At 62.5% G+C, this 16,641-nt stretch carries 16 protein-coding genes; 10 read left to right on the top strand and 6 right to left on the bottom strand.

The window, feature by feature from the left end:
• Position 1 precedes the first annotated feature (1 nt).
• The 6 genes from QZ498_RS08380 (at position 2) to QZ498_RS08355 (ending at position 7,748) form a co-directional block, all read left to right on the top strand.
• On the top strand, positions 2-1,258 hold the full coding sequence (locus QZ498_RS08380) for an aminotransferase class V-fold PLP-dependent enzyme (protein ID WP_294621418.1): 1,257 nt from the start codon (positions 2-4) through the stop codon (positions 1,256-1,258).
• Positions 1,259-1,339: 81 nt separating this feature from the next.
• A complete protein-coding gene (locus QZ498_RS08375; RefSeq protein WP_294621417.1) occupies positions 1,340-2,194 on the top strand; it encodes a xanthine dehydrogenase family protein subunit M in 855 nt (284 codons plus the stop codon).
• Positions 2,191-4,884, top strand: a complete 2,694-nt coding sequence (locus QZ498_RS08370; protein WP_294621416.1) for a molybdopterin cofactor-binding domain-containing protein — start codon at positions 2,191-2,193, stop codon at positions 4,882-4,884. The genes QZ498_RS08375 and QZ498_RS08370 overlap by 4 nt, the downstream gene beginning before the upstream one ends.
• Entirely contained in the window at positions 4,881-6,335 is a 1,455-nt protein-coding gene (locus QZ498_RS08365) for a 6-hydroxynicotinate reductase (protein ID WP_294621415.1), read from the top strand. The genes QZ498_RS08370 and QZ498_RS08365 overlap by 4 nt, the downstream gene beginning before the upstream one ends.
• On the top strand, positions 6,332-7,189 hold the full coding sequence (locus QZ498_RS08360; protein ID WP_294621414.1) for a UPF0280 family protein: 858 nt from the start codon (positions 6,332-6,334) through the stop codon (positions 7,187-7,189). Before QZ498_RS08365 ends, QZ498_RS08360 begins: the two co-directional genes overlap by 4 nt.
• On the top strand, positions 7,167-7,748 hold the full coding sequence (locus QZ498_RS08355) for an amino acid synthesis family protein (RefSeq protein WP_294621412.1): 582 nt from the start codon (positions 7,167-7,169) through the stop codon (positions 7,746-7,748). Before QZ498_RS08360 ends, QZ498_RS08355 begins: the two co-directional genes overlap by 23 nt.
• A gap of 8 nt (positions 7,749-7,756) precedes the next feature.
• Here QZ498_RS08355 and QZ498_RS08350 read toward each other — a convergent pair whose 3' ends face one another.
• The 5 genes from QZ498_RS08350 to rbfA all read right to left on the bottom strand — a co-directional run bounded on the left by QZ498_RS08350 (position 7,757) and on the right by rbfA (position 11,882).
• Positions 7,757-8,317: a DUF1643 domain-containing protein gene (locus tag QZ498_RS08350; protein WP_294621411.1), complete on the bottom strand. Its 561-nt coding sequence runs from the start codon at positions 8,315-8,317 to the stop codon at positions 7,757-7,759.
• Positions 8,314-9,219, bottom strand: coding sequence for a tRNA pseudouridine(55) synthase TruB (truB, locus tag QZ498_RS08345; RefSeq protein ID WP_294621440.1), 906 nt, complete (start codon positions 9,217-9,219; stop codon positions 8,314-8,316). Before truB ends, QZ498_RS08350 begins: the two co-directional genes overlap by 4 nt.
• Positions 9,220-9,280: 61 nt before the next feature.
• Positions 9,281-10,681: an MATE family efflux transporter gene (locus QZ498_RS08340; protein ID WP_294621410.1), complete on the bottom strand. Its 1,401-nt coding sequence runs from the start codon at positions 10,679-10,681 to the stop codon at positions 9,281-9,283.
• Between the two features lie 66 nt (positions 10,682-10,747).
• On the bottom strand, positions 10,748-11,500 hold the full coding sequence (locus QZ498_RS08335; RefSeq protein WP_294621408.1) for a phosphodiester glycosidase family protein: 753 nt from the start codon (positions 11,498-11,500) through the stop codon (positions 10,748-10,750).
• The gene (gene rbfA / locus QZ498_RS08330) at positions 11,487-11,882 is read right to left on the bottom strand and encodes a 30S ribosome-binding factor RbfA (RefSeq protein ID WP_294621406.1); all 396 of its coding nucleotides are present in this window, start codon (positions 11,880-11,882) and stop codon (positions 11,487-11,489) included. The genes QZ498_RS08335 and rbfA overlap by 14 nt, the downstream gene beginning before the upstream one ends.
• 140 nt (positions 11,883-12,022) lie before the next feature.
• Here rbfA and dapB point away from each other — a divergent pair, with 140 nt between their 5' ends.
• From dapB to QZ498_RS08310, 4 genes are all read left to right on the top strand, one after another.
• A complete protein-coding gene (dapB, locus tag QZ498_RS08325; RefSeq protein ID WP_294621405.1) occupies positions 12,023-12,841 on the top strand; it encodes a 4-hydroxy-tetrahydrodipicolinate reductase in 819 nt (272 codons plus the stop codon).
• A 53-nt stretch (positions 12,842-12,894) separates the two neighbouring features.
• On the top strand, positions 12,895-13,248 hold the full coding sequence (locus tag QZ498_RS08320) for a dihydrodipicolinate reductase (protein ID WP_294621404.1): 354 nt from the start codon (positions 12,895-12,897) through the stop codon (positions 13,246-13,248).
• 272 nt (positions 13,249-13,520) lie between these two features.
• The gene (locus QZ498_RS08315) at positions 13,521-14,735 is read left to right on the top strand and encodes an acyl-CoA dehydrogenase family protein (RefSeq protein WP_294621403.1); all 1,215 of its coding nucleotides are present in this window, start codon (positions 13,521-13,523) and stop codon (positions 14,733-14,735) included.
• The gene (locus QZ498_RS08310) at positions 14,732-15,739 is read left to right on the top strand and encodes a phosphotransferase family protein (RefSeq protein ID WP_294621399.1); all 1,008 of its coding nucleotides are present in this window, start codon (positions 14,732-14,734) and stop codon (positions 15,737-15,739) included. The genes QZ498_RS08315 and QZ498_RS08310 overlap by 4 nt, the downstream gene beginning before the upstream one ends.
• A 423-nt stretch (positions 15,740-16,162) precedes the next feature.
• On the opposite strand, the gene QZ498_RS08305 is transcribed toward QZ498_RS08310, so the two are convergent.
• Positions 16,163-16,498 carry a DUF1992 domain-containing protein gene (locus tag QZ498_RS08305; protein WP_294621398.1) on the bottom strand — a complete coding sequence of 112 codons (336 nt, stop codon included), beginning with the start codon at positions 16,496-16,498 and terminating at the stop codon, positions 16,163-16,165.
• Between the last annotated feature and the right edge of the window lie 143 nt (positions 16,499-16,641).

Genomic DNA, 16,641 nt, shown 5'->3' with positions numbered 1-16,641 from the left:
GATGATCTCAGACACACCAGACCTTTTACAGGCTATTCGCAGTCGTTTCGCACATGTCGACATGTGCCCGTTCGAAGGCCCCAGGGTGTTTTTCGAGAATGCGGGCGGGGCCTTGCGGCTGAAATCCGTGATCGAAACATCAGCCAAGTTCGCAGGCTATCCAGACAACCAAGGGCGTGCTAACGTTGCTTCGCGGGCGTTGATGGAGGTGATTGCCAAAGGCAAGGCAGACATGATGCTGTTTTTCAACGCCTCGGGTGGCGTGCCCTTCGTGGGGGAAAGCGGCACAGAGGTTTTGTTCCGATTGGTCCGCACGGCCGCCTTGGGCGCACCGCAGGGGGGTGTGATGTTGGGGTCGTCCCTTGAGCATCCGGCGTCGAACAGTGCGATGGCGCGCTGGGCCGAGGTGACTGGACGCCCTCATATCCGAGTGCCGCATGATGATGCCACGGGGACGGTATCGGTCGATGCTTATCGTGAACATATCACCTCGGATCTGCGCGTTGCGACCATTGTCCATACCTCGCCGGTTACAGGTATGGCCGTTGATGTACCGGCGATTGCCGCCGCCATTCGTGAGGTTGCGCCCGAATGTTTCATCATCGTGGACGGGATACAGCATGCCAGCCACGGTGCGGTGGATGTCTCCACCTGTCAGGCCGATGGCTATGCAGTATCACCTTACAAAGTGTTCTCGCGCCATGGCTATGGTGTCGGCTGGGCCTCGGACCGGCTGACGGCTCTGACCAAGGAACAGATCAAGGATGGTCCGACGGAAAACTGGGAATTGGGCACCCGTGATACCGGGGCCTATGCCACCTTTTCGGACGTCGTTGATTATCTCGATTGGTTGGGCGGTGAGGTGAGCGATGTCACCGCCCCCCGCGCCCGTCTGGAAGCGGCGACACAAGCGATTGCCGTGCATGAACGCGCGTTGATGCAGGCGGCGTTGTCTGGCACCGGAAACCTTCCAGGGCTGCGAGAAATGCCGGGGGTAGAGTTCATTGGCGGCGATGCTTTGGATGGGCGCGAGGGTGTTGTTTCGTTGCGTCTTGCCTCCATCAATTCTGCTGATCTGGTGGATTTCCTTGCCGAGCGTGGCATTCGCGTTCACATCCGCAAGAACGACCATTACTGTGGCAATATCCTTGGCCCCTTGGGGGTTGAGGATTGCATCAGGGTCTCCATCAGCCATTACAACAGCCATGCCGAAGTGGCGCAATTCCTGTCGGCCATGGCCGAGGCGACCGGCAGCTGACAGCGCAGTTGACAGGCGCGCGCCGCCTGCCGCACCATTCCATTGCCGGATCTTCCGGTGGTTTCAGGACAGCGGTGCGCCATGGCTGCTTATCACAGGCCCGACAGGATGGAAGACGCGCTTGGCCTTCTGGCCGAGGGCGGGGTGACCATCGCGGCGGGCTGCACCGACCTTTTCCCAGCCACCGAGGCGCGAAGTTTGCCCGGGTCGGTGCTTGATATCACTGGTATCAAGGCACTTCGTGGGATCGGGTCAGCTTCGTCCGGTTTCCGTATCGGTGCGGCAACGACGTGGTCAGACGTTATCGCCGCCGATTTGCCGCCCGCCTTCGATATGTTGAAAGAGGCGGCGAAGGAGGTCGGATCGCGTCAGATTCAGAACGCGGGGACAATCGCGGGGAATCTTTGCAACGCTTCGCCCGCGGCCGATGGCGTGCCTTGCTTATTGACCCTGGATGCTGAGGTGGAATTGACCTCGATCCAAGGTGTGCGCACTCTACCGCTAAAGGCGTTCATCACAGGCCCACGGCAAACCGCGCTGGCCCCCGGTGAGATGTTGTCGGCGATCCATGTTCCGCAGAGCGCGGTGCAAGGGCGTTCGCGCTTCGCGAAGCTGGGCGCGCGCAGGTATCTGGTGATTTCCATTGCCATGGTTGCTGTGCGCATTGAGGTGGAGGACGGTCACGTCAAACAAGCCGCTCTTGCCATCGGGGCCTGCGGCCCGGTAGCCACGCGTCTGCCCGAATTGGAACAGGCCTTGATCGGACAGCCGGTGGACAGCAGCCTGCCGGCCCTTGCCATAGATGCCATCATCACACCTGCCCTTGCCCCCATCGCCGATATCCGCGCCGATGCCATCTATCGCGCCCACGCGGCGGCGGAGCTCATGCGCCGAGCCTTGGCTGATCTGGCCCACGAGTATGAGGCCGCCGCATGAACAGGCCCTTTGACACCCTCACCCTAAGCGTCAACGACGAAACAGTCAGCCTGCCCGCCCATCCCGGCACCCGCTTGTCGGAACTTCTGCGCGAGGGGCTGGGGATGCGCGGCACCAAGGTGGGCTGCGACGCGGGCGATTGCGGGGCCTGCACCGTTCTTTTGGATGGCGCGCCGGTCTGCGCCTGCCTGACCCCTGCCGCCCAAGCCGCCGGGCGGAATATCACCACCGTCGAAGGCCTGACCGCCACCCGCCTGCAAAGCGCCTTCCTGCGTCACGGCGCGGCGCAATGCGGAATTTGCACGCCCGGCATGCTGATGGCCGCCACCGCCCTTCTGGAACGCATCCCAACCCCGACCCGTGCCGAGGCTGAGGAGGCCCTTGGCGGCGTGCTTTGCCGTTGTACCGGCTACACCCGCATCCTTGACGCGGTGCTGGATGCCGCCCCCGGCGCAGCCCCACCGATGCCCGACGCGGGGCAATCGGTGGGCGCGCCACTGGAGCGGCTGGACGGTGCCCCCAAGGTCGACGGCAGCGAAAGCTACGGTGCTGATCACGTCCCCGAAGGTGCGCTTTTGGTCCGGGCGATCCGCGCCCCCGCCGCGCCGATGACCTTCACCTTCGGCGATCTTGAAGAATGGCAGGCCGCGCACGCCGGCCCGCTGCATATCTTCACGGCAAGTGACATTCCCGGCGTGAACCGCTTTGGCGTCATCCCGGCTTTCGTCGATCAACCGGCCCTTGCCCAATCGCGCGTCCGCATGCGGGGCGAGGCCGTGGCCCTTGTCGCGGGCGACCCTGCGCTGATCGAATCGCTGGAGCTTGAAACCTTCCCCATCACTTGGGCCGAGGCCCCAAGCGACGCCCCCGTGCATGACACCCACCCCGATAACACCCTGATCACAGGCGTGGTGCGGCGCGGCACAGCCCAAGACGCCCTGAAAAACGCGGCCCATCTGGCAAGCGGCCATATGCGCACCGGATATGTGGAACACGCCTATATTGAGCCCGAGGCCGGGGTGGCTTGGATGGAAGGCGACACGCTTGTCATCCGCGCCTGCACCCAAGCCCCGATCATGGACCGCGACGATACCGCGCGCATCCTTGGCCTACCGCTTGAGAAGCTGCGCATCCTGCCCGCAGCAACCGGCGGTGGTTTCGGGGCCAAGCTGGACCTCTCGCTGCAACCGCTCATCGGGCTTGTGGCGCTGAAAACCGGGCGGCCCGCGCGGATGATCTATAGCCGCGCCGAATCCATGGCCACCACGACCAAGCGCCACCCCTCCGACATGCGCGGCACCATCGGCGTCGATGCCGAGGGGCGGCTGACGGGCATGACCTTTGACGGTGATTTCAACACTGGCGCCTATGCCAGTTGGGGGCCGACGGTCTCGGGCCGGGTGCCGGTGCATGCCTCCGGCCCCTATTACATCCCCCACTACCACGCCGAGGCGCGCGCCAATTACAGCTACGAGCCGATCTCGGGCGCTTTCCGGGGCTTTGGCGTGCCACAGGCGGCAATCCTGCAAGAAACCCTGTTCGATGAACTTGCCGACAAGGCCGGAATGGACCGCTTGGCCTTCCGCCACCTCAACGCCTTGCGCGACGGGCAGGATACCGTCTGCGGGCAAGTCCTGCATGGCGTCGGCATGGCCGCCTGTCTTGAGGCCCTTGAAGAGCCTTGGAAGAAGGCGCTGGCCTGGGCCGAAACAGAGAACGCCCAGGGCGGGGCCATGCGCCACGGGGTTGGCGTGGCCTCCTGTTGGTATGGCTGCGGCAATACCGGCATCCCGAACCCCTCGACCATTCGGGTGGGGATCACAGCCCAGGGCGATTTGCGCCTGCACCAAGGGGCGGTCGACATCGGCCAAGGCTCCAACACCGTGATCACCCAGATTTGCGCCGACGCCCTTGGCCTGCCCATCGCCCAGATGCAGATCATCGACGCCGATACCGCCCGCACCCCCGATTGCGGCAAAACCTCCGGCTCGCGGCAAACCTATGTCACCGGAAGCGCCGCCCTGCGCGCCGGGGCCGCCCTGCGCCAACGCATCCTGCAAATGACCAACATGGGTAAGGAGGCCGCGTTCCACCTCGATGGCACCACCCTCACGGTCAGCGACTGCCAAGCCGCGCGCCACATCGCCCTGTCGGACTTACAGGCTGACGCCAACGGCTATGTCCTCGCCGCCGAAGAAACCTATGACCCACCCACGCGGCCCTTGGATGAAAACGGCCAAGGCGCGCCCTATGCGGTCTATGGCTACGGCGCACAGGTGGTCCGCCTGACGGTGGACACCCGGCTTGGCACGGTCAAAGTCACCCATATCACCGCCGCGCATGATCTGGGCCGGTTGATCAACCCGATCTTGGCCGAAGGTCAGGTGCAGGGCGGCATCGCCCAAGGTTTGGGCCTTGCGCTGATGGAGGAATATATCCCCGCCCGCACCGAAAACCTGCACGATTACCTCATTCCCACCACCGGCGACATGCCCCCGATCGACACGATCTTCCTTGAGGTGCCCGACCCCGAAGGCCCGATGGGGGCCAAGGGCTTGGGCGAACACGTGCTGATCCCCACCGCGCCTGCGATCCTCAACGCCATTCGCCACGCCACCGGCGCATTGGTCACCGAACTGCCCGCGCTGCCGCACCGCGTGCTGGCGGCGATGCGGGAGGCAAAGGCATGAGCGACCGCGCCCGCGAAAAAGAGGAAAAGATCCGCTGCGATGCCTGCCCGGTGATGTGCTACATCGCACCGGGCAAAGTGGGCGCCTGCGACCGCTACGCCAACGAGGATGGCAAGATCGTCCGCTGCGATCCCTTCACCGTGCTGGACCGTCGCTTGGCCGCAGGCGATGAGGTCCGCCCCTTCCTCAAATCCGATTGGGACGGCGAGGTTATGGGCAATGAAACCTTGGCGATAAGCGGCGTCGGCGCGGGCACCACCTACCCCGATTACAAACCCGCCCCCTTCATCGTCAGCCAAGAGGTAGACGGCGCGGATTTCGTCACCGTGGTGACCGAGGCGATCTATTCCTACTGTGGCGTGAAGGTGAAAATCGACACCGACAGGCACCTGGGCGAGGAGGCCGCGACGGTGCGGGCGCAGGGCGAGGCCGTGGGCCATGTCACCACCTCCGAATACGGCTCGCAAATGCTGTCGCTTGGCGGGGTCGAACACCTCACCGGCGGCAGCAAACCCGAAGGCCGCGTCACCTGCGACACCCTCCTGCGCCTGTGCAACCGCGAGGCGGTGGAGCTGACCATCGACGGCGGCGCAACCGTCACGGTGCAGGCTGGCAAGGCCCCCATCGTCGATGGCCAGCGCGAGGAACGCATGCGCGTTGGCTGCGGCTCGGCCACCATCGGGATGTTCGCCAGTCAATGGCACGGCTTGGTGGATGAAGTCGTCGTGGTCGATGACCATATCACCGGCGTGGTCAGTGAACATCAGGCCGGAAAGGTTCTGGGCTGGCCCGATACCGGCATCCGCATCAAGGGCCGCCGCTCCACCCCCGGGCGCTATTTCCAAGTTGCCAACCCCGGCCTTGGCTGGGGCGGGACGGATATTGATGACCCGCTGGCGATTCTCAACCCATGGCTGGAAAAGAAAGGCGCGCGGCCGGGGCTGACCCTGCTGATGGTCTCCACCACCGGCGAACACGCGGCCTATTACGTGCTGGACGATGACCTGACCCCGCAACCGACCCCTATGCCAGAGGCACTCCAGCCTTCGGTCGACCTGATCGCCGAAAACTGTGAACCGGCGCTTTGCACGGTGATGTTTCAGGCGGGCGCAGGCGGTTCCCTGCGCTCGGGCGTCACGCGCAACCCGGTAAAGCTAACCCGCTCGGTGCAGGCGCTCAAAACCCGTGTGACCTGCGGCGGTGCGCCTGCCTATGTCTGGCCCGGTGGCGGGATCACCCTGATGGTGGATGTCACGCAGATGCCCGAAGGCTCCTTTGGCTATGTGCCCACCCCGGCGCTGGTCGCGCCCTTGGAATTCACCCTGCCGCGCGAAGATTACCGGGTGCTAGGCGGCCATGACAAAGCGGTGCGCAGCCTTTCGGACATCCTCGAAAAAGGCGGCGAATACGGCAGCGCCGCCCGCGCCGTCGGCCCCAAGGGCAAAGCATGAGCGGGGCACAGGCATCATGGCTCCCGGATGGTCAAAGGCTTCACCTGCACCACGGGCCGATCGACATGATCGTCGGGATGGACGGGCCAGGGCGAAAGGCCGGGTTTGCCCGCGCCACCCAAAGGTTTGAAACCCTGCTGAACGAACTCGTGGAGGAACTACCCCGCCTGCGCCGCGCACATGGCCCCGTACCCAAAGGCGAAACCGCCCGCATCATGCACCGCGCAACACAGCCCTTCGTGCCGCGCTTCATCACGCCCATGGCCGCCGTGGCGGGCGCGGGGGCCGAAACCATCCTGCGCGCTATTTGTTACGGGCCGGGGATCACCCGCGCCTATGTCAACAACGGCGGCGACGTGGCCTTTCACCTATGTGAAGGTGAGGCGATGCGCGCCGCGCTGGCCACCGCACCCCCCGGCCAGGCCCTGATCTGCCACGGCGACCCGGTGCGCGGCGTCGCCACTTCCGGCTGGCAAGGGCGCAGCCATTCGCTGGGCATCGCCGATGCGGTTACCGTGCTGGCCCCCGGCGCGGCCATGGCCGATGCCGCCGCCACGATGATCGCCAATGCCACTGATCTGCCGGGCCACCCGGCCATCGTCCGGCAGCCGGCCAAGGACCTTGCGCACGATAGTGATCTTGGCGCGCGGCTCGTCACCACCCATGTCGCCGCCTTGTCTGAGCAAGACAAGGCCAAAGCCCTCGACACCGGCGCGGCTTATGCAGAATTGCTGATCGCCCAAGGCCTGATCACCGCCGCCGTACTGACCCTGCAAGGCGCACAGCGCCTTGTTGGCGCGCCTTCGCTCATCCAAAAGAAAGACCCAGAACATGCCCGAGTTCACCCTGCGTAAAACCGCGCTTTTCGTCGAAGAGATTCACCACGATGGCGGCCCCTTCGCCGACCAGCCCCGCCGCCGCGCCGCCATCGCGGCGCTGGTCAAGAACCCTTTTGCAGGCACCTATGTGGACGATCTGCAATCGGCCATGGATGACCTCAAACCGCTGGGCCTGATGATGACCGACCGTCTGGTCGAGGCCATGGGCGGTGCCGAGGGCATCGACGGCTACGGCAAGGCCGCCATGGCCGGGGAACGCGGCGAGCTTGAGCATACCGCGCTTTGGCACGTGCCGGGCGGTTACGCCATGCGCGCCCGGCTGGGCGAGGCCAAGGCCATCGTGCCCTCTTCAATGAAACAAGGCGGGCCGGGCACCCGCCTTGATGTGCCACTGGGCCATATCAACGCCGCCTATGTGCGCAGTCATTTTGATGGGATGGAAGTGGGTCTGCCCGATGGCCCCCGCGCCGACGAGTTGCTCTTTGTGCTGGCCATGTCGCGCGGCGGGCGTATTCACGACCGTATGGGTGGGCTGACCGTCGATGAAGTCAAAGGTGAAGACGGGCTGCGATAGCGGCGCGATTAGCCTTGGTGGGGGAAGTCCATCAAGGGCGTGTCCTTGCGCAGGTAAAGCGGGTGTTTGGCAGAGCCATCCTTGTTGAGGCCCAAACAGCGTAGTGGTTTGCCGGTGTCGGCCATGGCGCGGATCACGGTTTCGGTCAGGGGGGCAAAGCGTTTGTGAAGCTTGCCGTAGGCCATGACGATCACTTCGGCTTCAGCCGCCATTTCGACCAGCGTCGGAATATTGGCGGGGCTGCACGCCAGATCAGGATCGGCGGGGATGTCCTTGGGCGAGGTGGCCCGCCAATCCAGAACATTGCCCTTGAGATATCGGGTAAATCCCCAATCCTGCGCAAAGATCAATTCGCGGTGGCACGTTGGGTCGGAGACTTCGGCGGCGGCAACCGAGGGGTTCATGCCGATAAAGAGGATCGCGCGGGGGGCCCCGCCTTCGGGTGTCCAATCGCGCGTAAGGGCCTGCCGATAGCGGCCGCAATCGGAAAACCTGGCGGTGCCTGTCACACCCTCGGGCAGTTTCAGGCGAACCTTGCCACCGGGATCATGCGCGCCGGTTTCGGTCATTGGTTGAAGACCCGGCTGGGGTGCAATTCCCCGGCCTTGAAGCGGCCCACGGCGACGGCGTGGCCATCATAGGCGGCCCAGCATTCTTCGCCATACTCGACATCATGCGCGACAACCAAGCCAGGATTGCCGTTCTTGAGCTTGGCAAGCCCCTGGTCGGTGACGGTAACGCGGGGAAGGTCGGTAAGGCCATCTTCGAGCGGTCGCAGGTAGGTGTCCAGTTCGGGCGAATGGGCCATTTCGTCGATCTGGTCGATGGTCAATCCCTCCTCGGCGCGGAAGGGACCGGACCAGATGCGCCGCAAGTCGCGCACATGGCCGTAGCAGCCGAGCGCCTCACCCAGATCGCGGGCGATTGCCCGCACGTAGCCGCCTTTGCCGCAGGTCATTTCCAGCGTGACGTGGTCGGCGTCGGGGCGATCGACAAGCAGCAACTCCTCAACCCAGAGGGGGCGGGCTTCAACCTCGAAATCCTCACCATCGCGGGCGCGTTTGTAGGCGCGTTCGCCGTCGATTTTCACGGCGGAATACTTGGGCGGGACCTGCATGATCTCACCCACGAATTGGCCGAGTGCATCCTTGATGGCATCATCGTCCGGACGGGTGTCGCTTTCTGCGATGACCTCGCCATCGGCATCGTCGGTATTGGTGGCTTGCCCCAAGCGCACCGTAAACTCATAGGCCTTGAGTGCATCGGTGATGTAGGGAACGGTTTTGGTGGCTTCACCCAAAGCCACGGCCAATACCCCCGTCGCCTCGGGGTCCAGCGTTCCAGCGTGGCCGGCCTTCTTGGCTTGAAGCGCCCAGCGGACCTTGTTCACCACGGAAGTAGAGGTCATGCCAGCCGGTTTGTCCACCACCAGCCAGCCGGAGATATCGCGTCCCTTGCGTTTGCGTGCCATGGTGCTTGCCTGCCCGTTGCCCTGGATGAAGGCGGCGGGGTAGCCCAAGGCGGGTGTCCTGTCAATTCGTGCTGACTGGCAAGCTGCGTGTGAGTTGCCGGGCGGGTAGACCTATCGGCCACCAGTCAAGGTGCAGCAGGCCCGTGGCGCGCGTGGCGATCAATGCGGCCCAGGCGCCGATGACATTGGCGGCCAGTGCCGCCAACAGAACTCCGGTGTACTCCAGGAGCCAGACACCCGCCCAAGCGAAAGGTATGAAAACCACCGCGATGCGCGTAACGCTCAGCGCCATGGACCAAACCGCGCGGTCCCGGGCGTTCATTGCAGCGTTCGCGGTGACAAGAATGCCGTAGCCGAAAAAGCCCCAGCCGACGATGCGCAGGTATCGCGCGGTATAGGGCGCAGCCCCATCTCCACCAGTCATTAGGGTAGCGATCGGTTTGGCGAAAACCAGCAGTACCAAAGCCAGTGTCAGCCCATAGCCAAGGCAGATAAGAACCGAAAGCCGCATCGCATCGCGAGCGCGATCATACTTTTTGGCACCCCAGGCCTGACCAACCACAGGGCCGATCCCGGACGACAGCGCCAGCATGGGGACGAAAAGGATGGATTGCACTCGCGCCGCCGCGCCAAAGCCTGCAACGGCCACATCGCCGATGACGGCCACGGCGGCTGTGACGGCGGCCATGCCCGCCGGGTTGATTGCATTGGACAGGGCTGCCGGCAGTCCGACGCGTGCAATCCTTCGGATGGATTTGCGTAGGTCGGTAAGGGGCGCACAATCCAGCCGGATCGCACCTTGATGCAGCGCGAAGGTGAATAGCCCAAGAAAGGCAATACCACGTGCGAGGAAAGTCGCCAGCCCGGCACCTTCGGCGCCCAGAGCAGGCACACCAGCAATGCCAAAGATAAAAAGCGGATCAAGAGCGATATTGAGGAGGGCTTGAACCGCCATCACCGTGGCTGCTACGCCGCTGCGTCCGGCGGCGCGGAAGGTGGCGTTCAGCGCCATGCCCGTCACCATTGGCGGAAAGCTGAGACACCAATAGGGCACATAGCCGAGGATCGCGTCGTGTACGTCCCCCTTGGCACCCATCACCGAGAACAGCCACGGCGCGGCAAGATAAAATGCCAATGACACCGTGCAGGCCATGGTCGCCGCGAGGCCCATGGCGTGTAGCGTCAGGCGTTGTCGCGTCGCGCCTCGCTCCCCCTTGCCAATGGCCTGCGAGACGACCGTGTTGGTTCCTGCAGATAGCCCGATGGAAAGCGAGACCAGCGCGACGATAACCGGGTAGACGAACCCGATAGCAGCCAGCGCCGTGTCGCTGTGGCGGGCCAGAAAAAAGGCGTCGGCCAGACCCACCGAAAGAACGCCTAAAATACCAAGCGTCATGGGCGCGCTGACAGCGATCAGGGCGTGACTGACCGGGCCTTCGTTCAGGTCACGATCGGCGGTCATGCGGTTTGGCCTTCTGATATCATCTGTGCCGACGTAGTGCGCGTCCCAGGGAAGGCCAGTTTCGCGTTATTGGGTAGGTTGGGTCACACCGACGATAGGCCCCATGGGAAAGCCGCCATCGTGGCGGCCCAAGTCGCGCGAAAAGAGCCGTGAGATATTGCCGTCGAAATACAGCGCTTGCGGAACTTTCAAGGCATCGCGAAACAGGCGTCCGAATGCGTGGAAATTCACAGCGTCCTCGGAGATCGCGAAATAGGCCGTTTTGCCGTCAGCTGAGGTTCCCACACCGTTGCGGACATAAAGGCTGTCGCTGTCCTTCAGGAAACGCGGGTGCAGTCCGCCGTCAATCACCAGCATGGGCCCGGATTGCGTGGCATATGTGCAGTTTGGCTTTTCCTCGACATAGCGCTTGGTCTCGATGACCTGCGCGCCGTCACCACCTACGCAGAACACGCCATTGGGCAAAAGGCCGAAATTGCCAGGACCATCCGATGTTATGACCCCTCGGGCTTCCTTGCCGTCCTCAAGGTAATGCCCCACAGGGGTGCGATCCTGATGATACATCCCGGCATTCATGGCGAAAGTGAGGATTTCGCCACGCGCTTCGCTGAGCGTTTCGACATTGTTGAAGCTGCCCAGAGGTTTGCCGGTTTCAGGGTCATTCAGGAACAGCCGGATGGTTTCATGCGTCGTGTCGACTTTGCAAACGGTATAGGTTGCGCCGTCATGGTCCAGACGGCCGCACTCTACCGCGAGGGTCGGACTTGCGAGAACCGTGAGCGTCGCAAGACACCACGCGAAGCGCCTAGCCTTCAACATCCCGGCGAACTTTTTCTTGGGAAAACAGGCGTCGGGTTTCGTCCATTTGATCGAAGGTCTTATCAAGGCGAAAGCGCAGGTCGGGGGCGTACTTCAGATCAAGTTTCTTACCGATGAGACGACGCAACTCGCTTTTGTTGCGCGCCAGCAGCTCAATCAGATCATCCTGTCCTTCGCCGCCCAAGGGCAAGACATAGGCTGTGGCGATCTTGAGGTCGGGAGAGGTGCGCACTTCACCCACCGTTACCGACATGCGGTTGAGGTCGGGATCATGGATATCGCCACGCATCAGCACCTCGGACAGGGTCCGGCGGATCAACTCGCCGACGCGAAGTTGCCGTTGGGAGGGGCCGGGCCCGTCATGAAACTTGTTCTTTGCCATGCCTCGCATCTAATCGCTCGGGCTCGTTTTGCCAAGCGATGATCGGCGTTGGTTGGCCTGATTGCACCACCACAAAGCCGCTTTGCCAATTGTCTCTGCCCGCGCTATGCAAGGCGCGGCAAGAACGGGAGATAAAAGCGATGACAGACCTGCCGGGTATCGTGGTGACAGGCGCCTCGGGGCGCATGGGACAGATGTTGATCCGTACCATCGTGGAAAGTGGACGCGCGCGGCTGGTGGGGGCGTTGGAGCGCAAGGGCCATGACTGGATCGGTCGCGACGTGGGTATAGCCATGGGAGGTGCCGAAATGGGGGTGACCGTAACGGACGACCCGCTGGAAGCCTTCGCCAAAGCGCATGCGGTTATTGATTTTACCGCCCCTGCCGCCACGGTGGAATTCGCGGGCATCGCCGCGCAAGCACGCTGTGTGCATGTCATTGGTACCACTGGCATGAGCGACGATGACCTTGCCAAGATCAAGGCTGCGGCGCGCCACGCTGTCGTGGTTCGGGCCGGCAACATGAGCCTTGGGGTCAACCTGTTGGTTCAATTGACGAAAAAGGTGGCTGCGGCACTGGACGAAGATTTCGACATCGAGGTGATCGAGTCTCACCACAACCAAAAAGTCGATGCGCCTTCGGGGACGGCCCTGATGCTGGGCCAAGCCGCGGCGGATGGCCGGGGTGTCGATCTTGAAGCCGTTTCGGACCGAGGGCGCGACGGGATCACCGGCAAACGCGAACGCGGGCACATTGGCTTTCACGCAATCCGGGGCGGTGACATCGTGGGGGAGCATGATGTTCTTTTCGCCGCCACGGGTGAGCGGATCACCCTGCGCCATGTCGCCAGTGACAGGGCGGTTTTCGCCCGTGGCGCATTGAAGGCGGCGCTTTGGGGGCAGGGACGTGGCCCTGGCGAATATGACATGCTGGATGTGCTGGGCCTGAGCGAAAATTGATCCGGTTTCCCTCGGGTCACGTACCATCGGTGTATGCCAAAAGAGCGTGACCCATGAAACGTGCATGCGCACTTGTTCTCGCGATGGCCTTGGCGCCGCCCGCAAGCGCCGAAGGCTTTTCACAAATTTCCGAAAAAGGCGCGTTCGTTTCGCTTGTCGAAGGCCGCGAGCTTACCCGTTTTGGTATCAAGCTGGATGTCACCCGTGATGGTCGGATCAAGGGCCGTGCTTTCGGGCGTGATGTGACAGGCGCATGGCGCTGGAGGTCCGGATACTTCTGTCGTGATCTGTACTGGGGCCAGATGGATCTTGGACCGAATTGCCAGGCGGTGAAGGTTCGAGGGCGGACCATGCGCTTCATCTCAGACCGGGGCACTGGTCAATTTGCGGATTTGCAGTTGCGCTAAGCGCTGAGCCGCAAGCCTTTCCATGCTGCGGTTTTTCCACTGAAACCCACGCTTCAGAAAAGCGGGTGTTTTAGTTGTTATCGAGATGTTCCCGCGTGAGTTTCATTGTTTGCCAAGGGCGGCCCCATGATCCGCCGGTAAAGCGGACCCGATGGTTTCCAATTCCACGACGAGGTGATGGTTGCCTGCCCTCGGTGGCGCGCGTTACAAGCCGGAAACGCGTTCGCCTTCAAAGGCGAGCCTTTGGTTGCAACCTGGTGAAAGGCGACAACATGGACTTCAGCATCTCCACGGACCTCGAAGACATCCGCCGCCGCGTAGCGGAGTTCGTTGAGGAGCGCCTGATCCCGCTTGAGGCGGATAGAGCGAACTACGACGACCATGAAAACATAGCGTTGGATGTTCTTGAGCGCGAGCGCGCCGCCGCGCGTGACGCGGGGCTGTGGTGTTTGCAGATGCCGCAAAAGCTTGGCGGTGGGGGGCTGTCCAAGGCTGGCATGGCAGTGGTCTATGAAGAGATGAACCGCTCGATCTTCGGGCCGGTGGTGTTCAACTCGGCCGCGCCGGATGACGGCAACATGATGGTTCTCGGGGCCTTGGGAACAGAAGCACAGCGCGAGCGTTGGCTCGACCCGATCATGCGTGGCGAGGTGCGCTCGGCCTTTGCGATGACCGAGCCCGCGCCCGGGGGTGGATCGGACCCCGGCATGATGTTGACCCGAGCGGAGAAGCGGGGCGACCGATATGTCGTGCATGGGCGCAAGTGGTTCATCACCGGCGCCGACGAAGCGGCGCATTTCATCCTCGTGGCGCGCACCTCGGATGACGCGAAGCGCGGGCATACTGCCTTTCTGTTTCACCGGGATGACCCGGGTTGGTCGATTGAACGGCGCATCCCGATCATGGGTCCAGAAGAGCATGGCGGCCATTGCGAGATGGTGTTCGATGGTTTGGAGATTCCTGCCGAGAACGTGCTTTTGGAGGAAGGCCGTGGCATGAAAGTGACGCAGACCCGTTTGGGGCCTGCGCGCCTGACACATTGCATGCGGTGGTTGGGGCTTGCCAAACGCTGCATGGAGATTGCCACGGAGTACGCCGAGACGCGCGAAGGCTTTGGACAGCGTCTGATCGAGCGCGAAAGCGTGGCGCAGATTCTGGGTGACGTTGCGATGCGGATCGAAGTGGGGCGGTTGCTTGTCATGAAAGCCGCGCGGGAAATCGACCGGGGCGGCTTTGCCCGCAAGGAGATTTCCATGGCCAAGATCCAGGTGGCCAATGTCCTGCACGATGCCGCCGATGCGGCGATCCAGATAAACGGTGCGCGCGGATACTCCAAGGATACCGTCGTGGAGTGGATATACCGCTATGCCCGGCAGGCCCGGCTTGTCGACGGGGCCGACGAGGTACATCGCATGGTCCTGAGCCGTGAGTTGCGGGCAGAGGGCCGTGGTTTCTGGGCTTGGGATGTGGCCGGGGCAGAGGCATGAGCGACACCGATTTCGACCCTGCGCGCCTTCAGGCGGTGTTGGATAGTACCCTTGGCGCTGCGCCCATCACCGAGTTGACCCGCATATCGGGTGGGCAGTCGAACCCGACCTATTTCGTGACGCATGGCACAAGGCAGATGGTGCTGCGCAAACAGCCCAACGGGGAGATCCTTCGGGGGGCGCATGCCATTGACCGCGAATACCGGGTGATGGAGGCCCTTGGCCCGACGCCTGTGCCGGTGCCGAAGGTGGTGCTTTTCCATGATGACCCGGAGGCGCTTGGAACCCCGTTTTACTTGATGGAACGGTTGCAGGGACGGGTTTTCGAGGATTGCTCGCTTCCCGGTATCGCGCCGGAGGAACGCCGCGCGATTTATCTTGGCATGGCGGATGCCATGGCCAAGATGCATGCTGTCGATCCGGCACAGGTGGGGCTGGCTGATTATGGCAAGCCCGGAAACTATTTTGCGCGGCAGGTCGGACGCTGGACCAAGCAGTTGCATGGCTCCACCGGCGAGCCGATCCCCGAACTGCATGAATTGTCCCTGTGGTTGCAGGAAAACCTGCCCGAAGATGACGGGCAAAGCCGGATTGCGCATGGCGATTTTCGCCTTGGAAACTTGATGTTTCACCCGACCGAGCCGCGGGTCATCGCGATTCTGGATTGGGAGTTGTCGACGCTTGGCCACCCCTTGGCTGACCTTGGGTATTGCTGCATGACATGGCACACGACGCCGGAAGAATACGGCGGCATCCGTGGCCTTGACCTTGGGGCGCTTGGCATCCCGTCCAAGGAGGAGTTCGTGGCCCGGTACGACGCGCAATCGGAGGCGGGTCAGTTGACGGATTTCCACGTCATATTCTCGCTTTTCCGCTTTGGCGTGATCTTCGTGGGCATAGCCGACCGCGCCCGCGCCGGGACGGCGGCGGGCAAGAACGCGGATCAGCTTGCGCCGCTGGCGCAGGCTCTGGGGCGGCGTGGGCTGGAGCTTCTGGCGGGTTGAAGGGGGCAGAGGCAAAGGACGAGCGAATCGGGTCTAACCCATTGGTTAACCGAAAAAATCGCTTTCTGTAACGCGTCGGTAAAACGTCGGTATCGCGTCGGTGTTTTTGTCTGTGTCCCCGCAGGTTAACAGGGCGTGCGGTGAGAAACGTACGAAACGTACGGAAGTTTCGTACGTTTTGACCCGTTAGAACAAAGATCGCTTTTGCCAGTCAGACGCTGACCCCACACCCAGACCCTCATCGATACGGTGATGGATACGGTGGACGGGGAGAAACATTCGCTGCGTTGACGAGCCTTACAGCGTCAAAGCGGAGAAACGGATGTCTGAAAGGCCTTGACGCGAACCCGCTCTCTGCTCTGCCGCAAGGCTGCTTTGAGCCCATTTCGGCTAATGCTGCAGAATGCGCGAATGGCGGTTCTGTTACGGAGCCATGAAACGGCGTCGGGCTTCGACCGCAATACTGTAGCGTTGTTCCAACTCTGCGATCAGCGCCATTGCAACATGTTTTTCGTCTTCTGTCTTCGCAGCCCGATAGTTTTCCCTAGCAGCTTCGAGAAGCTTCTTGATCTTGAACTCTTCCGGAAGCGTCCCCGCTTCGGCCATTATCCGAACCGCGACTGCTGTTGCCATATCTGTGAAAGCTTCGCCTGAGCGGTCAGGAAGTGGTTTCCCTTCGCCCTCCAATCCTTGAAGTTTGCCTTCAGCCAATGCTTTCTGAATCTGGCGTTCTACAAGGCGACCAAGCGATTGCGACATAGCGTTGCTCTCACGAAAGACTGCATTGCGGAGAATGCGTTAAACATCGCGCGACCATAGCACGTTTTTTCGAAAGTCGACACACGGAGAGGAATTCAAGAAGTCCACTCCGTCCCGCATAGCGACCCTTCGCGCTCAAAAAT

Source organism: uncultured Roseovarius sp. (assembly GCF_913057115.1).
Taxonomy (GTDB): Bacteria; Pseudomonadota; Alphaproteobacteria; order Rhodobacterales; family Rhodobacteraceae; genus Roseovarius.
This window is presented reverse-complemented; position numbering and strand designations above follow the sequence as displayed.